Origin of the sequence: Natrononativus amylolyticus (assembly GCF_024362525.1) — an archaeon.
GTDB classification, from domain to species: Archaea; Halobacteriota; Halobacteria; order Halobacteriales; family Natrialbaceae; genus Natrononativus; species Natrononativus amylolyticus.
In genome coordinates, this window is record NZ_CP101459.1 from 609,942 (window position 1) to 625,923 (window position 15,982).

General features: G+C 59.3%; 11 protein-coding genes and 3 pseudogenes. 8 read left to right on the forward strand and 6 right to left on the reverse strand.

Annotation, left to right across the window (positions count from 1 at the left end):
* The 3 genes from NMQ11_RS18215 to NMQ11_RS18225 are packed head-to-tail and all read right to left on the reverse strand — an operon-like array spanning nt 1 to nt 3,177.
* Complete coding sequence (locus tag NMQ11_RS18215) at nt 1-894, reverse strand: carbohydrate ABC transporter permease (protein ID WP_255171117.1); 894 nt, start codon at nt 892-894, stop codon at nt 1-3.
* On the reverse strand, nt 891-1,823 hold the full coding sequence (locus NMQ11_RS18220; RefSeq protein WP_255171118.1) for a carbohydrate ABC transporter permease: 933 nt from the start codon (nt 1,821-1,823) through the stop codon (nt 891-893). The genes NMQ11_RS18215 and NMQ11_RS18220 overlap by 4 nt, the downstream gene beginning before the upstream one ends.
* Nucleotides 1,824-1,857: 34 nt before the next feature.
* A complete protein-coding gene (locus NMQ11_RS18225; RefSeq protein ID WP_255171119.1) occupies nt 1,858-3,177 on the reverse strand; it encodes an extracellular solute-binding protein in 1,320 nt (439 codons plus the stop codon).
* 215 nt (nt 3,178-3,392) lie between these two features.
* On the opposite strand from NMQ11_RS18225, the gene NMQ11_RS18230 reads away from it, so the two are divergent.
* From NMQ11_RS18230 to NMQ11_RS18240, 3 genes and pseudogenes are all read left to right on the forward strand, one after another.
* On the forward strand, nt 3,393-4,559 hold the full coding sequence (locus tag NMQ11_RS18230; protein ID WP_255171120.1) for an ABC transporter ATP-binding protein: 1,167 nt from the start codon (nt 3,393-3,395) through the stop codon (nt 4,557-4,559).
* Between the two features lie 192 nt (nt 4,560-4,751).
* Nucleotides 4,752-5,321, forward strand: a pseudogene (locus NMQ11_RS18235) (RNA-guided endonuclease InsQ/TnpB family protein); the annotation flags it as partial.
* A 66-nt stretch (nt 5,322-5,387) separates the two neighbouring features.
* Complete coding sequence (locus NMQ11_RS18240) at nt 5,388-6,566, forward strand: mandelate racemase/muconate lactonizing enzyme family protein (RefSeq protein WP_255171121.1); 1,179 nt, start codon at nt 5,388-5,390, stop codon at nt 6,564-6,566.
* An 11-nt stretch (nt 6,567-6,577) separates the two neighbouring features.
* Here the strand turns inward: NMQ11_RS18240 and NMQ11_RS18245 are convergent.
* Nucleotides 6,578-6,787 (reverse strand): annotated as a pseudogene (locus NMQ11_RS18245) (RNA-guided endonuclease TnpB family protein); the annotation flags it as partial.
* A gap of 193 nt (nt 6,788-6,980) precedes the next feature.
* Here NMQ11_RS18245 and NMQ11_RS18250 point away from each other — a divergent pair.
* A complete protein-coding gene (locus tag NMQ11_RS18250; RefSeq protein WP_255171122.1) occupies nt 6,981-7,784 on the forward strand; it encodes a creatininase family protein in 804 nt (267 codons plus the stop codon).
* Between the two features lie 436 nt (nt 7,785-8,220).
* Here the strand turns inward: NMQ11_RS18250 and NMQ11_RS18255 are convergent, their stop codons facing one another.
* Nucleotides 8,221-8,985, reverse strand: coding sequence for an IclR family transcriptional regulator (locus tag NMQ11_RS18255; RefSeq protein WP_255171123.1), 765 nt, complete (start codon nt 8,983-8,985; stop codon nt 8,221-8,223).
* A gap of 190 nt (nt 8,986-9,175) precedes the next feature.
* Here NMQ11_RS18255 and NMQ11_RS18260 point away from each other — a divergent pair, with 190 nt between their 5' ends.
* Nucleotides 9,176-10,069 (forward strand): dihydrodipicolinate synthase family protein, encoded by an 894-nt coding sequence (locus NMQ11_RS18260; RefSeq protein ID WP_255171124.1) that lies wholly within the window; start codon nt 9,176-9,178, stop codon nt 10,067-10,069.
* 768 nt (nt 10,070-10,837) lie between these two features.
* Here NMQ11_RS18260 and NMQ11_RS18265 read toward each other — a convergent pair.
* Entirely contained in the window at nt 10,838-12,079 is a 1,242-nt protein-coding gene (locus NMQ11_RS18265) for a glycosyltransferase (protein WP_255171125.1), read from the reverse strand.
* Between the two features lie 39 nt (nt 12,080-12,118).
* On the opposite strand from NMQ11_RS18265, the gene NMQ11_RS18270 reads away from it, so the two are divergent.
* From NMQ11_RS18270 to NMQ11_RS18280, 3 genes and pseudogenes are all read left to right on the forward strand, one after another.
* A complete protein-coding gene (locus tag NMQ11_RS18270; RefSeq protein ID WP_255171126.1) occupies nt 12,119-12,256 on the forward strand; it encodes a hypothetical protein in 138 nt (45 codons plus the stop codon).
* 83 nt (nt 12,257-12,339) lie between these two features.
* Nucleotides 12,340-14,622, forward strand: coding sequence for an MEDS domain-containing protein (locus NMQ11_RS18275; RefSeq protein ID WP_255171127.1), 2,283 nt, complete (start codon nt 12,340-12,342; stop codon nt 14,620-14,622).
* A gap of 148 nt (nt 14,623-14,770) precedes the next feature.
* Nucleotides 14,771-15,771: pseudogene (locus tag NMQ11_RS18280) on the forward strand (IS630 family transposase).
* The last annotated feature ends 211 nt before the right edge of the window (nt 15,772-15,982 follow it).

Genomic DNA, 15,982 nt, shown 5'->3' on the forward strand with positions numbered 1-15,982 from the left:
TCACTGTTTCATTGCGCTCATCGTGACGCTCTGGATGAAGTGTTTTTGCAGGAGGACGAACAGGATCACGATCGGGACGAGGACGATGATCGCGAACGCGTACTGGAGCGTGAACTCGCCCGTCAGCTGGGACTGAAACTCTGCGAGGACGACGGGGAGCGTTTTGTACGAGTCGTCGGTCGCGACGAGCAACACCCACAGGTACTCGTTCCAGGAGTTGACGAACGCCAGAATGACGACCGCTGTCAGCGCCGGTTTAGCGTTCGGCCAGATCACGCCGAACAGAATAAACGCTTCAGAGGCGCCATCGAGTCGAGCGGCTTCGATCATCGAGTCCGGGATCGAGTTGAACGCCGAGTACAGGATAAGCAGGTTCACGATACTCACGGCGTGTACGATGGCTATGCCAGCGTACGAATTCACCAACCCCAGCCGGACGGTGACGAGATAGTCTGTCAGGAAGATCGTGTGAAACGGAATCAGCATCGCTGCGACGGTAACGCCCATGATGAACTTCCGTCCGTAGAACTCCATCGTAAAGGCGTACGCCGCTAGCGAGCAGATGATCAGTTGGCTACCGATGACGATCAACGACACTAGCACACTGTTGAGGAAGTAGCGGAGCAGTGCGATCTCGTAGTAGATGGTCACGAAGTTGTAGAAGCTGAGGTCTTCGATGATCAGCGACGGGCGCTCACCGAGGATGGCCCCGCTCGGCCAGACGAAGCCGACGCGGACCAGCCAGTAGTAGGGGAACGCGAAGAGGAGCGCCAGCAGGCAACTCAGCGTGAAGTACAGCGCCTTCGCGCCGAACTCCTCGCGGCTCTCACCGAAGCGTTTTTTGAACGCGTTCGTGACGTCGTTTCGGTCGACGAATCCGTTCGTTCCGTTCATGTGTACTGCTCCGTCTGGAGTTTGTATCCGCCGAAGGCGATGATGAGTGTGATTGCGACCATGATGATACTGAGCACGGCTCCATAGCCGAAGTCATTGTAGTTGAACGATTGCTTGTAGATCCACGTGAGGAGGATCTCCGTTGAGTTTCCGGGTCCGCCACCTGTCATGACCATCACGACGTCGAACAGCCGGAACGTACTCGCCATCCCAACGAGCGCACAGATCCCGAGTGTGGGCTTTAACAGCGGCAGGGTGATGTAGCGAAACTTCTGGTACCGTGAGGCGCCGTCGATGCTCGCCACTTCGTACACCTGCTGTGGGATGCTCTGGAGCCCGGCGAGGATGATCAGCATGAAGAAGCCAACCGTCGTCCAGACCTGAATCATGAAGATCGACAGCCGAGCGTACCACGCTCTCCCGAGCCAGCTGATGTTATCGCTTATCAAGCCGAGCTCTAACAGGAAGTAGTTCAACACGCCGTAATCGGTGCTGAAGATGTACTGCCAGATCACGGCGACGGCGACCATCATCGTGATGTACGGCAGGAAGAATATCGCCCGGAACACGTCAACCCCGGGGAACCGACGGTTCAGTAGTAGTGCAATTCCGAGCGCTATCGCGATCGCGACGGGCACCGCGAGGAAGAACAAAATCGTGTTCATCAGCGCGGTCGGGAACACTGGGTCGCTCGCGAGCGCGGCCCAGTTGTCCAGTCCCAGGAAGGTCAGGTCGCCCGCCCGCGACCGCTCGTGAAACGAGAGAACGATGTTGTAGAGGAAGGCGATGTACTTGTACAGGATGAGCCAGGTGACGAGCGGGGTCAGAACCACCCAGGCGATGAGCGTTCGACGCTGGTAGCGACTCAACTCGAGTTCGCCGTTTCGGAGGTCCGCAACCCGGTCTTGGAGAGTGGCTAGTGACGACATTGAGTGAATTCGGTAGTGGGGTAGTTCCTCGGTATTAGTTGAGGGCGTTGTTGATCCGGTCCTCGGCGTCCTGAAGCGCCTCTTCGGGGTCTTTCTCGCCGAGGCCCGCCGATCCCATCTCCGCGCGAACGATGTCGTCGATCTCCGGCAGCTCCGGGACGATCGGAACGACGCTGAGGTCGTCCGAAATCGTATTGAACTGGTCGTACAGCTGCGCCAGCAGCGGACGATCTTCGCGGTACTCGTCGTCGTTCGCTAGCTCGTCCAGCGCCTCCTCGTTGGGGACGAGTACGGTCGTCTCCCTGAGAAAGTCCTTCTGCCACTCGGTGTTCGTGATCACGTCGATCAGGTCGAACGCCGCCTGCTGCTCCGTTTCAGAGTGGTCCGACTCGGTAATGCTCAGCGTGTGGAACTCGGCGAAGTTCCCGCCCTCCGGGCCAGGACCGATCTCGATCGACTCCTCGTCGACCCAGTCTTCGCCCTGCTCCTGGATGGGGCGAAGCGCGGAGTCGCGCGTGAAGCCGATCGCGGTGTCCCCGACGGCGTAGAACTCGCTCGTCTCCTCGAAGTCGCCGGTCCACGTGACTTCGGGGATGATACCCTCGTCGGTCAACTCCGCCATCCGGGTGAGAATTTCGACGGCACGATCGGTGTTCAGGACCGCCTCCGTCCCCTCTTCGTTGAGAATGTCGATGTCCTCGCTGAAGAAGAACGCCCACGCCGTGAAGCTGTGAATGAGCGACATCAGCCCGTACTCGGCGTCGGACTCCTCGACGAGCTGTTCTGCGTTGTCGAGGTAGTCGTCGGTCGACCAGAAGTTGCCGAGGCTCGGCGGCTCGATCCCCGCCTGGTCGAAATACTCCACGTTGGAGACGGTCATCTGACTGTTGAGATAGAACGGAGCGGCGTACAGCGTCCCGTCGTAGCGGCCGAGATCCAGAGACGTCTCGCTAAAGCGGTCGAGGAACTCGTCATCCGCGAACTGCTCGATGTCGGCGAGCACGCCGTCCGCGGCGAACGACGCGTGGGAACCGAACTCCGCGTCGAGGACCGTGGCGGGATCGCCACCCTGGAGCCCCGACTCGTAGTAGGGAAGTACCTCGTCGCCGCCCTGGTCGGTCCAGGTCCACTCGAACTCGTCGTACTCGTCGCCGTACTCCTCCTCCCAGTCGTCGATGTAGCCGTTAATCGAATCCTCCAGAAACGCCAGGTTCCACGTGAGAAACTCGAGGTCACCACCGCTATCGCCGTCTCCCCCACCACCGAGACAGCCGGCTAACGCAGCCCCGAGACCCACGCCGATCCCTTTCAGATACGTACGCCTCCCTCCAGCGCTTTTGCTGACGTCTCGCATGTTATGATACAACAAAGGTCAGGGTATATAGGTCTATTTTCAGTATGTTAACATGCGGCCGAACGTCGGTGCAGGTTACACTCGAATCGTCAGTGAAGTGGCCGCCATCGCCGACTCTGCGACGAGGCTGTGCCCGAGATGGTGTGCCAACCAGCCGTGGTAGTGGCACGCTCACCCAAACACTTTTACCAAAATGGAGGGAACACTCGCCCAGAATGAGCCATCTTTCCATTGATGGGGTATCGAAGGTATTCAGTAGCGGCGAGGAGGGGGAGATCGTTGCCGTGGATGATGTCTCGATGGAGATCGAGGACGGGGAGTTCCTCGTTATGGTCGGTCCCTCCGGCAGCGGGAAATCGACACTCCTGCGCCTCATCGCGGGGTTGGAAACGGTGAGCGAGGGGGAGTTCTATCTCGGGGACGAGCGAATCACGGGCAAGAAACCTAAGAACCGGGATCTGGCGATGGTCTTTCAGAACTACGCACTCTATCCTCACCTCTCGGCTCGAAACAACATCGGGTTTGGCCTCAAGATGCAGGGCGGAATCCCGAAAGACGAGATCAACAGGCGCGTCGAGGAGGCAGCCGAGATCATGGAGATCGGGGACCTGCTGGAGAAGATGCCGAACGAACTCTCCGGCGGGCAGCAACAGCGCGTCTCGCTCGGCCGGGCGATCGTCCGAGATCCGGAGGTGTTTCTCATGGACGAGCCGCTGTCGAACCTCGATGCGAAGCTCCGAACCACGATGCGAACGGAGATCCAGCAACTCCAGGACGAACTCGGCGTAACGACGATCTACGTGACACACGATCAGGTAGAGGCGATGACGATGGGGGACAGGATCGCCATCTTGAATCAGGGCGAACTCCAGCAGGTCGCGACGCCGATCGAAGCCTACTACGAACCCCAAAACCGGTTCGTCGCCGGGTTCATCGGCTCGCCGTCGATGAACTTCATCGACGTGGCCGTTGACCGTTCTGGTGGAACGACGACGTTCGAGCACGCCGACTTTTCGTACGTGGTCTCCGAACTGGTAGCGGCGAAACTGCCCGAGGAAGTCGAGGAGGTTACGGTGGGTATCCGCCCCGAAGACCTCGAAGTCAATGCGGGCGGTCCGGACGAGTACTCGTTTACGACGGGTGTCTCCGTCGTCGAACCGCTCGGAAAAGAACAGCTGGGTTACTTCGATCTCGGGACCGTCACGTACACGGCGAGCGTTCCCGGCTACTACGACATCGAAGAGGGACAGACGATCTCCGTCCACGTGCCCCCAGAGCGACTGCATCTCTTCGACGTGAAAACGGGTGACACGATCGCCAACCGCGAGCCACCGGGCGAGGAGGAACGGGAAAGTGCAACGCAGGCAATGAGCGATCGATGATTCCAGCTGGTCGACGCGCCCGCTGCTGTGTCTCGGGTCACCGGTCCAGTCGTGACACTACGGACAATCCGAGGTGATCGTCTCTCGGTTCGACCCCGGTCGACTCGGACGTCACCACCAGGACCCCACTCCGTCTTCTTGCCGGACGGGGGTCGACACCCGAGTTTATATTGGATTGCGAGGCGAATACCACTCCGGCGCGAGCAACGTAAGCTCTCGCGGAAGGAGAAAGGGTCGAACAACTATGAGAAGCAACGGCGGAAGGTCGCCAAGGTGAAGCGCCGTGTCAAGCGGAAGGTGCTGGACTTCCAACACAAGTTGACGACGTGGCTCGTCAAGACATATGACGCCGTGTTCGTCGAAAACCTCAACGTCGCCGGAATGCTTCAAGGAGATGGGAACGCGCGGAACAAGCAGGACGCGGCGTGGGGGCAGTTCATCACCCTACTCAAATACAAGGGCGACCTGTACTGCACGCATGTCGTTCAAGTGCCTGCTCGAGGGACGACGAAAGAGTGTGCGTCGTGTGGAATGGAGACGGCAAAGCCTATCTGGGTTCGGGAGCATTCGTGTCCGGCGTGTGGGTTTGAGACGGATAGGGATGCGAACGCGTCGATGAACGTCTTGAAGCGCGGTTTTTCTGAAGTAGGGCTGGGATGGCCCGAATCCACGCCTGTGGAGACTGTGACCGCTGTGGATACCGCTGGTTTCCAGCGAGTGTCTGCAAGTCACGTCATCGAAACAGGAAGCCTGTCTTCGTGAGGGCAGGATTCCCCGCGCCACCGTGCGCGGGGTAACATTCAAATTGCTGTATGCTAACGGTCCAGTATGGAAATATCGAGCGTAACAGCACACGCCGTAAATATTGACGTAACCGACCGAGAAGACGGGGGTATCGCGCCGTACGTCACGAACCACGGTGCGGTCGAAGACGTTACGCGAGTCGTCGTCAAAGTCGAGACCGACGAGGGGATCACCGGCTGGGGAGAGATGCGCGTCTTCTTGACGCCGGCCGCGACGATCTCCGTGATCGAAGAGGGCGTCGCCCCGATCGTCACGGGTCACTCTCCCTTCGAGGTCGAGAGCCTGCGACGGCTGTTTTTCATCGAGTACTCGAACATCGACATGTTCTTCGCGGCCGTCGAGACGGCGTGCTGGGACATCGTCGGAAAGGCACTCGGCGAACCGATCTACAAACTGCTCGGCGGGTGGACTGCCCGATCCCAGACCGACATGCGACGTGACGCGACGGGGAACGCGAGCCAGCGCGTCGAGGTGGCGTACTGTCTCGGCATCCTCTCGCCCGAGGAGTCTCGAGTGCACGCAGCGAAGGCACTTGAGGAGGGGTACTCGGTGCTGAAGACGAAAGCCGGGCGGGATTGGAAACAGGACGTCCAGCGGATCATCGCGATGGACGAGGAGGTCGACGGCGACCTCGAGTTCCGCCTCGATCCGAACCAGGGCTGGCGGGTCGACGAGGCCGTCCGTGTCGGCGCCACCCTCGCCGATGCGGGCGTCTACCTGCAGTACCTCGAACAGCCAATCCGCGTCGACACCCACGAGTCACTCGCCGCGTTACGCCACCGTCAGCCCCAGCCGATCGGGCCGAACGAGGATATGTATATCGCGCACAACCTCCGGTCGCTCATTCAGAAGGGCGGCATCGACGTCGCCGTCGTCGACCTGACGCCCGCCGGCGGGATCACGGGCGTTCGCCAGCAGGCGGCGATCGCCGAGGACGCGGGGATTCCCGTAACCCACCACTGTGCATTCGACCTGGGGATTCGCACCGCGGCGATCATGCATGCCGTACACGGGATTCCCGGGTTCAACCTCCCGCCGGATTCCGTCTACTACGCGTGGGAGGATGACGTCCTCGAAGAGCGCTTGGATATCTCCGGGGGCGCCATTACGGTACCAGACGGCCCCGGACTGGGAATCCAGGTGGACGAACGGAAAATCGACGAACACGCGATCGATCCCGCAACCGACGGGAAGTACTTGTGAACTACCCCTGCCTACTCACTCACGGCTCGCGCCGTTCGTTCCTTGAGGCAGGGGCTTCCTGTTTCAACGACGCGACTTGCAGACACGGAAAACGAGTCCACAGCGGTCGCAGTCTTCACAGGCGTTACTTTGGAGTGAACCACTCCTAGTTTCTCTAGACCACGCGATTTCACATTGAGAGCTGCGTTCCAATCTCTATCCAACTCGAATCCTGAGGAAGGGGGCTTAGCGCCCTCTCTTTCAGCTAAGGCGAGAACCGCCGTCACGCGTTTGATATGGTGACGGCCACGAACGGCGTTCGATCGGCGGGGATCCCCGCCCGAGGGAGTTGCGCTCTCGAGCGACCGCCGGTCGCGCCGGGAATCGTTCGCCGGCGACACAACTTTATTGTGACCTGCTTGTGATACTCGAGATATGTTCCTGACTGGTACACCAGATCGGCGGTACGCGTGGGCGAGTCTCCCGTACGAAGCGATCAAAGAGACGGGTGAAACGCCGGGGTCCGTCCTCGTCTTGCCCGTCGGCAGCATCGAACAGCACGGCCATCACCTGCCGGTGGCGACCGATACGCTGCTCGTCACGGCCGTCGCGGACGCCGCCGTCAGCGCGATCGCCGACGACGTCCCCGTCGTCCTGGCGCCGACGGTGTGGAGCGGCCACTCGCCGCACCACCGCGATTTCGGCGGGACGCTCTCGCTGCGCTTCGAGACGCTCAAACGCGTCCTCGAGGACGTCGCCGACAGCGCGCTGGACAACGGCTTCGACGCCGTGATCCTGGTGAACGGCCACGGCGGGAACAAAAACCTGATAGGCGCGGCAACGGGGAGCATCGGTCGGGCCCATCCGGAGACGGAGGTGATGGGGCTTACGTACTTCGACCTCGCGGCTGACGCGATCGAGGACCTGCGAGAGAGCGACACGAGTGGGATGGCCCACGGCGGCGAGTACGAGACGTCGTTGATGTTGCACCTGTACGACGAACTCGTCGATACTGAGGCGACGGAGGCGGTGTACTACGACGATCACTACGATCACGCCGGCGTCGATCTGCTTCGTGGGGGCCCACTCGGCGTCTACCGGTCGTTTGCGGCGTACTCCGACAGCGGTGCGATCGGCGACTCCGAACTCGCCTCCGCCGAGAAGGGCAGCGCGATTTTCGACCTCGTTCGGAGCGAACTCGCCGACGTGGTACGCGCAGCCCACGAGGCAACCGCCTGAGTCCCTCCGACTTTCGAGCCCCGGGTGTGTAATCTCCGTTGAGGAGGCAGCCGCTCGACGCTTCAGGTATACGGTTCGTGCTCCAGCACACCCGTTGCGTCGGTTCATAGCGCCGTCTTCGGGGAACGGTTTGTCGATCCGCGGGTTCGTGTACGAACCGGGACCGGTACTCATCCGTTTGGATCAAACGAACGTCACGCGGTACCGTCCTCGTTTCCGCTTATCAAACTTCTTCGATTCCAGCATAAGCGGTCGACAGAGCCGCTCTCTATAAAAGAGTCGGACGTCAGTACGAAAATTACGCACATAGGATTGTAACATCAGTGGTGTTCGGGCGCATGCGAAGGTTCGGTGAACAGTTCGGTTGGGATCGACTCGTGGCGATTCCCGGCTTCCACGTTTCCAGTGAGCAAACGACGGTATCGCGGACGGCGTCTCAGGACGTCGTCAGCAGATTCACCTCGATCACGTTCGCCGATTGGGCGAGTTTTTGGGGAAGGGTCTCTTCGAACATGTGGTCCGTCAGCCGCTGGCTGGGCCCCGAGACGCTGATCGCCCCGAACACGTCGCCGGCAGGGGTTCGAAGCGGGACCGCTACGCATCGGACGCCGGTGACGACCTCCTCGTAGTCGTGGCTCACGCCAGTTTCCCTGATCGTCTCCAACTGCGACCAGAGCGTCTCTTTGTCCTGGATCGTCTGGTCGGTGTACGCGGGCATCCCGCGTTTTTCGAGGACGGCTTCGACCTCCTCGCGGTCGTTCTGTGCCAGAATCGCCTTGCCGAGGGCCGAACAGTGCATATGAAGCCGCGTTCCGGGGAACGCAGCCGTGTGTACGGCCCCTTCGCCCCGTTCTTTGTGTAAGTAGACGACCCAGCTGTGCTCTTCGACGGCGAAGTTTACCACCTCGCCGACGTCCTGGGCCAGCTGCTCGACCTCCGATCGTACGACGTCGTACTCGGTGACCGACTGTTTCGCCGATTCGGCGTACGCGACGAACTTGAGACTGATCCCGTACTCGTCGCCCTCCTTCTTGACGAACTCTTCCTGCCGGAGCGTGTTGAGATGGTGGTGGACGTTCCCCCTCGACATCTCGAGTTCGTCGGCGATCGTCGCAATTCGCGCGCCGCCGTGGTCCTGCAGCACCTGCAAGATCTCACAGGAGGTCCGAACCGATTGGATGGTTCGCCCGGTCTCGTTCATGGCACCCTATACCGAGATGAGCTACATTTGACTTTCGGAAACGGCAGTCTGTCTCGATCGGCGGGGCGTTCGGATCGACACCGGTTTCTGGAGTGTCTACATCCATACTCACCGTCCGATAGGCGTGTTTGTTGCTCGCAACCGGTTTGCGAGGACATACCCTTTTGCTACTGGGTCGTTTACACGGGGTATGAAGCTGACCGGGGTCTACCCGCCGCTGATCACGCCAGCCACCGCAACGGACGACGTCGACACCGACACACTCGCCACCCACGTTACCACCCTCGCGGCCGCCGGCGTCGACGGGTTCTTTCCGTGTGGAACCGTTGGCGAGTTCACTAGCCTCACGAACGAGCACCGATCAACCGCGATTCGGACAGTGGTCGAGCACGCCGACGGGAAACCCGTCCTCGCCGGGTGCGGAGGGAATTCGGTAGCTGATGTCGTCACCCAGATCGAAACCGCCGCGGCCGCCGGCGCGGACGTCGCCGTCGTGATCACGCCGTACTACCTCGAGACGGACGACGCCGGCGTCGAGCGCTTTTTCGAGACGGTTCTCGAGCGCTCGCCCCTCCCGGTGCTCATCTACACTATCCCGTTTCTGACACACACCCCGATCAGCGTCGAGTCCGTCCGCAGACTCGCGGCTTCCGACCGCGTCGTCGGAATCAAAGATTCCTCCGGGGACGCTCGCTTCCACTCCCGGCTGAACGCCGAAACGGACGAAGAGTTCACGGTCCTCCAGGGGATCACCGATCACGCGATCATCTCCGTCGCCGGTGGCTCGGACGGGCTCATTCCCGGCGTCGCCAACGTCGCTCCGAAGGCGCTCGTCGAGGTGTACGAGGCGACGCGGGCCGGTAACTACGATCGTGCACTCGAGTTGCACACGACGGTCATCGATCCCCTGCGCTACGCGTTCGATGGCAGTTCCCTGACGGCGGGGCTGAAATACGCCCTTCGGGAGAGGGGTCTCGACGTTGGCGGCCCGTTTCCGCCGCTGACCGCGCTCTCGGACGACGAACAGGTTCGGATCAGTGATAGACTCGCCGACGTCCCGGAGAAATTTTTATATCGAGTGTGAACTCACAATGAGTTGTCGTTTCACAGCTACCTGTCACATTTTAAATATTTTACTGTTTGCTTCGCGGCATCCTCCGAGCACCTCTGCCGACGTCTATAAGCGAAGTGATTGGTGCGTCAGTCACACGCCATAACAGTGTGGAGATAACCCAATAACTCACACAGCTAGATCGACGACTTAATCGCGAATCATATAAACGCTCAACGAGCGTCGTCGGGTCTGAAACCACTTTTTGATCAGATCGCGCCCAACTAGACGAGTTGACCGTTCGATACCATCACTCGAGTAGCGACAGATATTCGTACTTACTGACGTGGGATACGGCCTCGGAGAGATCTTTTTTGCGTGGTGATGCAGTAACGTAGCCACGAATTCAGTGCTTCAATTTCTAAAGACGTCGACATCGAGATTCGACCTCAACTCAATCAATGTTGATTGTTATCTACAATATCGTGTGGCAGTTATATTGACAATACTCCATCAATCTCGACTTGGAGTGACTTCAGAATGGTACGGTCGGAACAATGATGTGTAAAACACAGTTCAGTAATGGGTCTTTATCGTGGCATTCAGCATAACTCAAGTGGAGCTTCCGACCTACTCGCTCCCTTCGGTCGCTCCTTGAGGTCGGAGAAGAAACCGGCGAAGGACGGCGCAACCGCACGACTGTAGCTACCCGACCCTCCGAGCGTATAAGAACCATCGGGCAGCAATCTGAAATATTGGGGCGCATCGAACGGCGCCGGTCAAACTCCTCGTTCTCGATGATCAGCGCCCGGTGCTCGAGACCTCGACGAGGACGTCGAGCAGGTCTGCAAGTTGACGAGGAAGCAGAAAGCGCTCGCGAACGTGCTCCTGACCGTTCGCCCCGAACCTCGTTCGACGGTCCTCGTCTTTGAGCAGGTCGACGACGCAATCCGCGGCGCCCGCAGTGTCGGCCGGCTCGACGAGATAGCCGTTTCGACCGTCTTCGACCTGCAGCGGAATGCCCCCGACGCTCGAGCCGACGACCGGTGTGCGCTTCCAGAGGGCTTCCGAAACGACCAGTCCGAACCCCTCGCGCAGTGACTTCTGGACGACAACGTCCGATCGACGCTGCAGGACGTTTACCGTCGCGTCCGGGAGATCGGTCAGCACGTGTACATTTGTATCGTCGACCGCCTCCGCGGCGACTCGTTCGTACAGCTCGAATCCTTCGGGATCGTCGGCGGCCATTCCGCCGGCCAGCGCCAGCTGGAGGTTCGGAATCGCCTCGCAAGCGCGCCGGTACGCATTCAGGGTGCCGAACTGGTCCTTCCACGGGTCGAACCGTGAAACCTGCGCGACGACCGGCGCGTCGAACGAGAGGGGGTCCAGATGATCGCATTCGACTGCCATCGCTTCCTCGTCAAGCGAGCGGTTTTTCGCCGTTAGGGGATCGATCGAGGGGTAGACAACGCTCATCGGAACGTCGAGTTCGAGTTCGTAGGCCGATCGGCTGAAGATCGCGTGATCGATCCGCCCCGTGTACTCGGAAAGGAATGCCAGGTACTCGTCGGACGGATCGGTGAGGTCGATATGACAGCGCCAGACGATCGGCGCGTTCGGGAGGGTTTCTTCGACTCGGTCGATCATCCCCAGCGGTTGCGGGTCGTGCAATACGACGATGTCGTATTCGTCTTTGAGCGCGGCAGCGTTTCGGTCGGTCACGTCGTGATACGTCGCTTTCATCTCCTCGGTCAGCCGGGCCCCCTCACCCTGGAGCCCGTTGTGGATCGCCTTGGTCACCTCGAAGAAGTCGTCGCCGGCGTCCATGACGAGCCAGTCGGTGTCGACGCCGAGGTCGATACAAACCGGAACGATCGAACGGAGCAGTTCCGCGACGCCGCCGCCGGTCGCGGTCGAATTGACGTGAAGGATCCGGACGTCGTCAAGCGTTGTAGCGAGCGACCGGAGCCGTTCGAGTCGCTCCCGCCCGGCCACCTCTGCGAACGCCTCGATCGATCGATCCGGTAGTGGGGGAGCGTGCATCGTTCGTACCCGTCGATACAACGACGGCGGAGGTATCAGTTGTGGGGGTGGATCCTCGATGGGAGCAAGAGCGAACGTCTCGCCGCCGGCGAGGTGACGCTCACAAAGGTGGCTCACTTCGCCGGGCTGTCCGTCTGGACGCTCGCTCAGTTCGCGGCCGACCTCAAGGAGTTGTGAACGTGGGTCTCGGATGTGACGCTGCTCATCTCCCATCGTTTTTGAACGCTACTTTTAACCGTGCTCCGAAAGTATCACATCTAATGAGTCGACCGGTCAGAAAGGATCATCAACGCAGTCTGTCGAGCAGAGAGCACGGCCTCGACGCGTTACGCCAAAGTCCAGCGTTTATTGGACCCGTCGAACCCCTTGACGACCACAAGCACACCAACGATCATCTCGCGCTTATCTACGAGAGCCGTGACGAACAGTTCGCGGCTGTTGTTCCCTACATTCGTCAAGGCCTCGAGCAAGGCGAGCGCTGCGTCTATATCACTCACGAAACCTCTCGAGAAGAAGTGACACAGGCGATGCACGAAGGTGGAATCGACGTAGACGACGCGCTAGAGTCAGGAGCCCTCTCGATTCACACTGAACAGGACACCTATCTTCGGTCCGGGGCGTTCGATCCGGAGGACACGCTGTCGTTTCTCGACGATGCCATTACGGAGGCTGCCGAGGAGTACGAAGCACTTCGCGTCACCGGCGAGATGTCTTTCATTCTGGACGGTGACGCTCACGTTGATGATCTTCTGAAATGTGAGAGTAAAGCCAACTATCTGTTTCAGGACGTAGACGGAATGGCGCTCTGTCAGTACAATCGCGACCGGTTTCCGCCAGAAGTCATCAGAGACGTCATCAACACCCATCCACATCTGATTCATGACAACCGCGTGAGCCGCAACTCCTATTACACGCCGCCCTCGGAGTTCCTCGGTCCCGACCGACCCGCCCGCGAAGTTGAACGAATGATGGGAACGCTCCGTGAGCAAACCGACGCAAAAGCGGAGCTGGAAAACCGCCAGCAGTTCGTACGCCGGCAAACTGAGATCATCGCCAGTACAGCACAACCATTCGAAGAGAAACTCCAGGCGCTGTTCGAGTTAGGCTGTACCCAGTTCGACCTCGAGTTGGGAGCACTGGCTCGAGTCGATACGGAGGACGACTGGTTCGAGGTCGAGTACGTCAGTGCCGACCACGAGCATTTCGAACCGGGGGTTGAACTCCCGCTCTCGGAGACATATTGTACTGCTGCCACCGAAATCAAGGCGGCTGGGAGTGTTTCAGACCCCCACGAGGAAGGCTACGATGACATCCATGTCTACCAGGAGTTCGGTATCCAGGCGTATCTCGGGACCTACGTCGAAATCTCCGGCGGTACCAATCGGACGTTCTTTTTCGTCACCTCCCAGTCGAGGGACGAAGGCTTCTCAGATGACGAACACGCCTTTCTCAAGTCGATGGGGCAGTGGGTGAAATACGAACTCGAACGCCGACAGCGAGAGCAGGAGCTGTACGAGCACACAGAACATCTGAGTGCGATCATCGAGACCACGCCCGAATGCATCAAGACAGTCGCTGCCGACGGCACTCTGCTGCAGATGAATCCTGCCGGAGTCGAGATGGTAGAGGCCGACTCGGCACAGAGTGTAGTCGACGAATCCGTCTACGACATAATCGCCCCCAAGGACCGCGAACGATTCCGTGAGTTCAACGAGCGGATCTGTCGAGATAACAGTGGGACCTTGCAGTTCGACATCATCGGTCTGGACGGGACGCGCAGGCGCATGGAAACCCACGCAGCGCCCCTACACCACCCCGATGGAACGATATCCCACCTGGCGCTGACGCACGACATCACCGAGCAGGTCGAACGCGAACGAACACTCGAGGAGACGATCGGCCAACTCGAGGAGTCGAACGAGCGCCTCGAGAGTCTGGCCAGCATGATCGCCCACGAACTTCGCAATCCGGTCGCAATTGGCCAGATTTACAGCCAGCGGTTGCCGACTGAGACGGCTCCGGAGGCCGTTGACTACGTCGTCGAAGCGTTCGACCGCATCGAGGATATCGTCGACGTCCTCCTGGTCTTAACGCACGGACGCGAGACCGTTGGTGAACGGACCCCGGTCTCGCTTGCAGACGTAGTTCAGGACGCCTGGGATGAAGTGGACACACCCGATGCAACACTCCACGTCGAGATTGATGGCGAGATCGAAGGGGACCAGACGTACCTCCGGCATCTGTTCAGAAATCTTCTCGAAAACGCAGTACGGCATGGTGGCGCGGACGTCACCGTTGAGGTGGGGGGTGTCTCGAACGGTTTCTACGTGGCAGACGATGGACCCGGGATTCCAGCTACGGACCGAGAGACGGTGTTCGAAGCAGGATTCACGACGACAGCTACAGAAGGTGGGACCGGGTTGGGGCTGGCGTTCGTCAAGGAGTTGGCTGATCTATACGGGTGGACGTGTGCAGTGTCGGAGAGCGCAACCGGTGGCGCACGGATCGAATTTCGGGGCGTCGATTTCGCCTCAGCGGCGTGACTACTCCCACGACTTCAGTCGTGGGCTTTCTCCTCGAATCTGTGTAACCGGTCAGTACACGGCGGAGTGCGGACTTTGGTCTCGGTTAGGCGATTTCCCGCTATAGTAGTCGTTAGAAATTTTTACGCAGGGACCGTAGCCCTTTGCAATGGATCATCTTGACGAGATCTCCGTTGAGGATCTTCAGAACGCACTCGGCAACGTAGAAGGAAAGAAACCGACACAACGGCTGTTGGCCGCGATCGCGTACAAAAACGGCGTTCCACAGATTGAGCTTGTCGAGTGGTACGGGGTTGAACGGAAAACGATCTATAATTGGCTCACGCGACTCGACACAGACGAGTCGCTCGAGCAGGCCGTGACTGATGCTCAGCGGTCTGGGAGGAGACGAAAACTCTCAGAAACAGAGCAAGAGCAATTCAATGCAACTGTCCACGACTCGCCCGAGGAAGTTGGGTTCGACGCGCCGGCGTGGACGCCGACGCTGGTTCAGCAGTTCCTCGACGAAACGTACGATGTCGAGTACTCAATCCCGAGTTGTCGGCGGTTACTGAAAGAAGCGGGATTGAGTTACCAGAAACCACGCCGTACAGCCGCCGAAGCTGACGAAGACGAACGAGATGAGTTCCACGATGAACTTAAAAAAAGCGGCGGGAGATGGACGCCACAGTAGTCTGTATCGATCAAACCAAGAAATCCGTGCAAGTTGAGCCGCGTGCCGCGCGGAAACCACGCGGCACGCGGCCGGCCGTCGAATTGTCTGGCCAACGCGACTGGACGTGTCTGCTCGGCGCGATCACCGAGGACGGTGATCGCTTTTTCTCCAGGTTTGAAGAGTATGTGACAGCCGATCACGCGAAACATTTCATCTTAGCGTTATGCAAAGAATTCGAAGATGATTTGATCGTTGTGTTAGATGGAGCGCCGTACTTTCAGGCGTCGGCCGTCACGGACCTGGCGGCCCGTGACGACCTCGCTTTCGTCACGTTACCGGCGTACTCTCCCGAACTCAATCCAGTCGAAGAGTGCTGGAGACAGCTGTAATCAGCACTGAGCAACCGGTTCTTCGACTCACTTTCTGAGTTGACAACAGCGATCGATACCGCTCTTGATCAACTCTCTATTCCCAAAGTGAGCAACTATTTCTAACGTCTACTATAGTACTGGTCTCTGGTTCCTTTCCAACGGACCGTGCGATAAGAGTCTCGCGCTCGGTCTTTGTTGACCTCTTCTGAGATAGGCGATGGTCCATCTTGAAGAGAACGTACAGACTTCAATCGCTCTTTCACATGTTATCACATACGATCGCTTGGAGTTTCGTAAGAATCTCCGGAGTGGCTGGATTTCCGTGAAATGCTGC

Bases quoted from the DNA above. Each gene is read 5' to 3' on its own strand.
- NMQ11_RS18220 (WP_255171118.1), bottom strand. From the start codon at position 1,823: ATGTCGTCACTAGCCACTCTCCAAGACCGGGTTGCGGACCTCCGAAAC.
- NMQ11_RS18250 (WP_255171122.1), top strand. From the start codon at position 6,981: ATGTTCCTGACTGGTACACCAGATCGGCGGTACGCGTGGGCGAGTCTC.
- NMQ11_RS18260 (WP_255171124.1), top strand. From the start codon at position 9,176: ATGAAGCTGACCGGGGTCTACCCGCCGCTGATCACGCCAGCCACCGCA.
- NMQ11_RS18240 (WP_255171121.1), top strand. From the start codon at position 5,388: ATGGAAATATCGAGCGTAACAGCACACGCCGTAAATATTGACGTAACC.
- NMQ11_RS18230 (WP_255171120.1), top strand. From the start codon at position 3,393: ATGAGCCATCTTTCCATTGATGGGGTATCGAAGGTATTCAGTAGCGGC.
- NMQ11_RS18265 (WP_255171125.1), bottom strand. From the start codon at position 12,079: ATGCACGCTCCCCCACTACCGGATCGATCGATCGAGGCGTTCGCAGAG.
- NMQ11_RS18255 (WP_255171123.1), bottom strand. From the start codon at position 8,985: ATGAACGAGACCGGGCGAACCATCCAATCGGTTCGGACCTCCTGTGAG.
- NMQ11_RS18275 (WP_255171127.1), top strand. From the start codon at position 12,340: ATGAGTCGACCGGTCAGAAAGGATCATCAACGCAGTCTGTCGAGCAGA.
- NMQ11_RS18225 (WP_255171119.1), bottom strand. From the start codon at position 3,177: ATGCGAGACGTCAGCAAAAGCGCTGGAGGGAGGCGTACGTATCTGAAA.
- NMQ11_RS18215 (WP_255171117.1), bottom strand. From the start codon at position 894: ATGAACGGAACGAACGGATTCGTCGACCGAAACGACGTCACGAACGCG.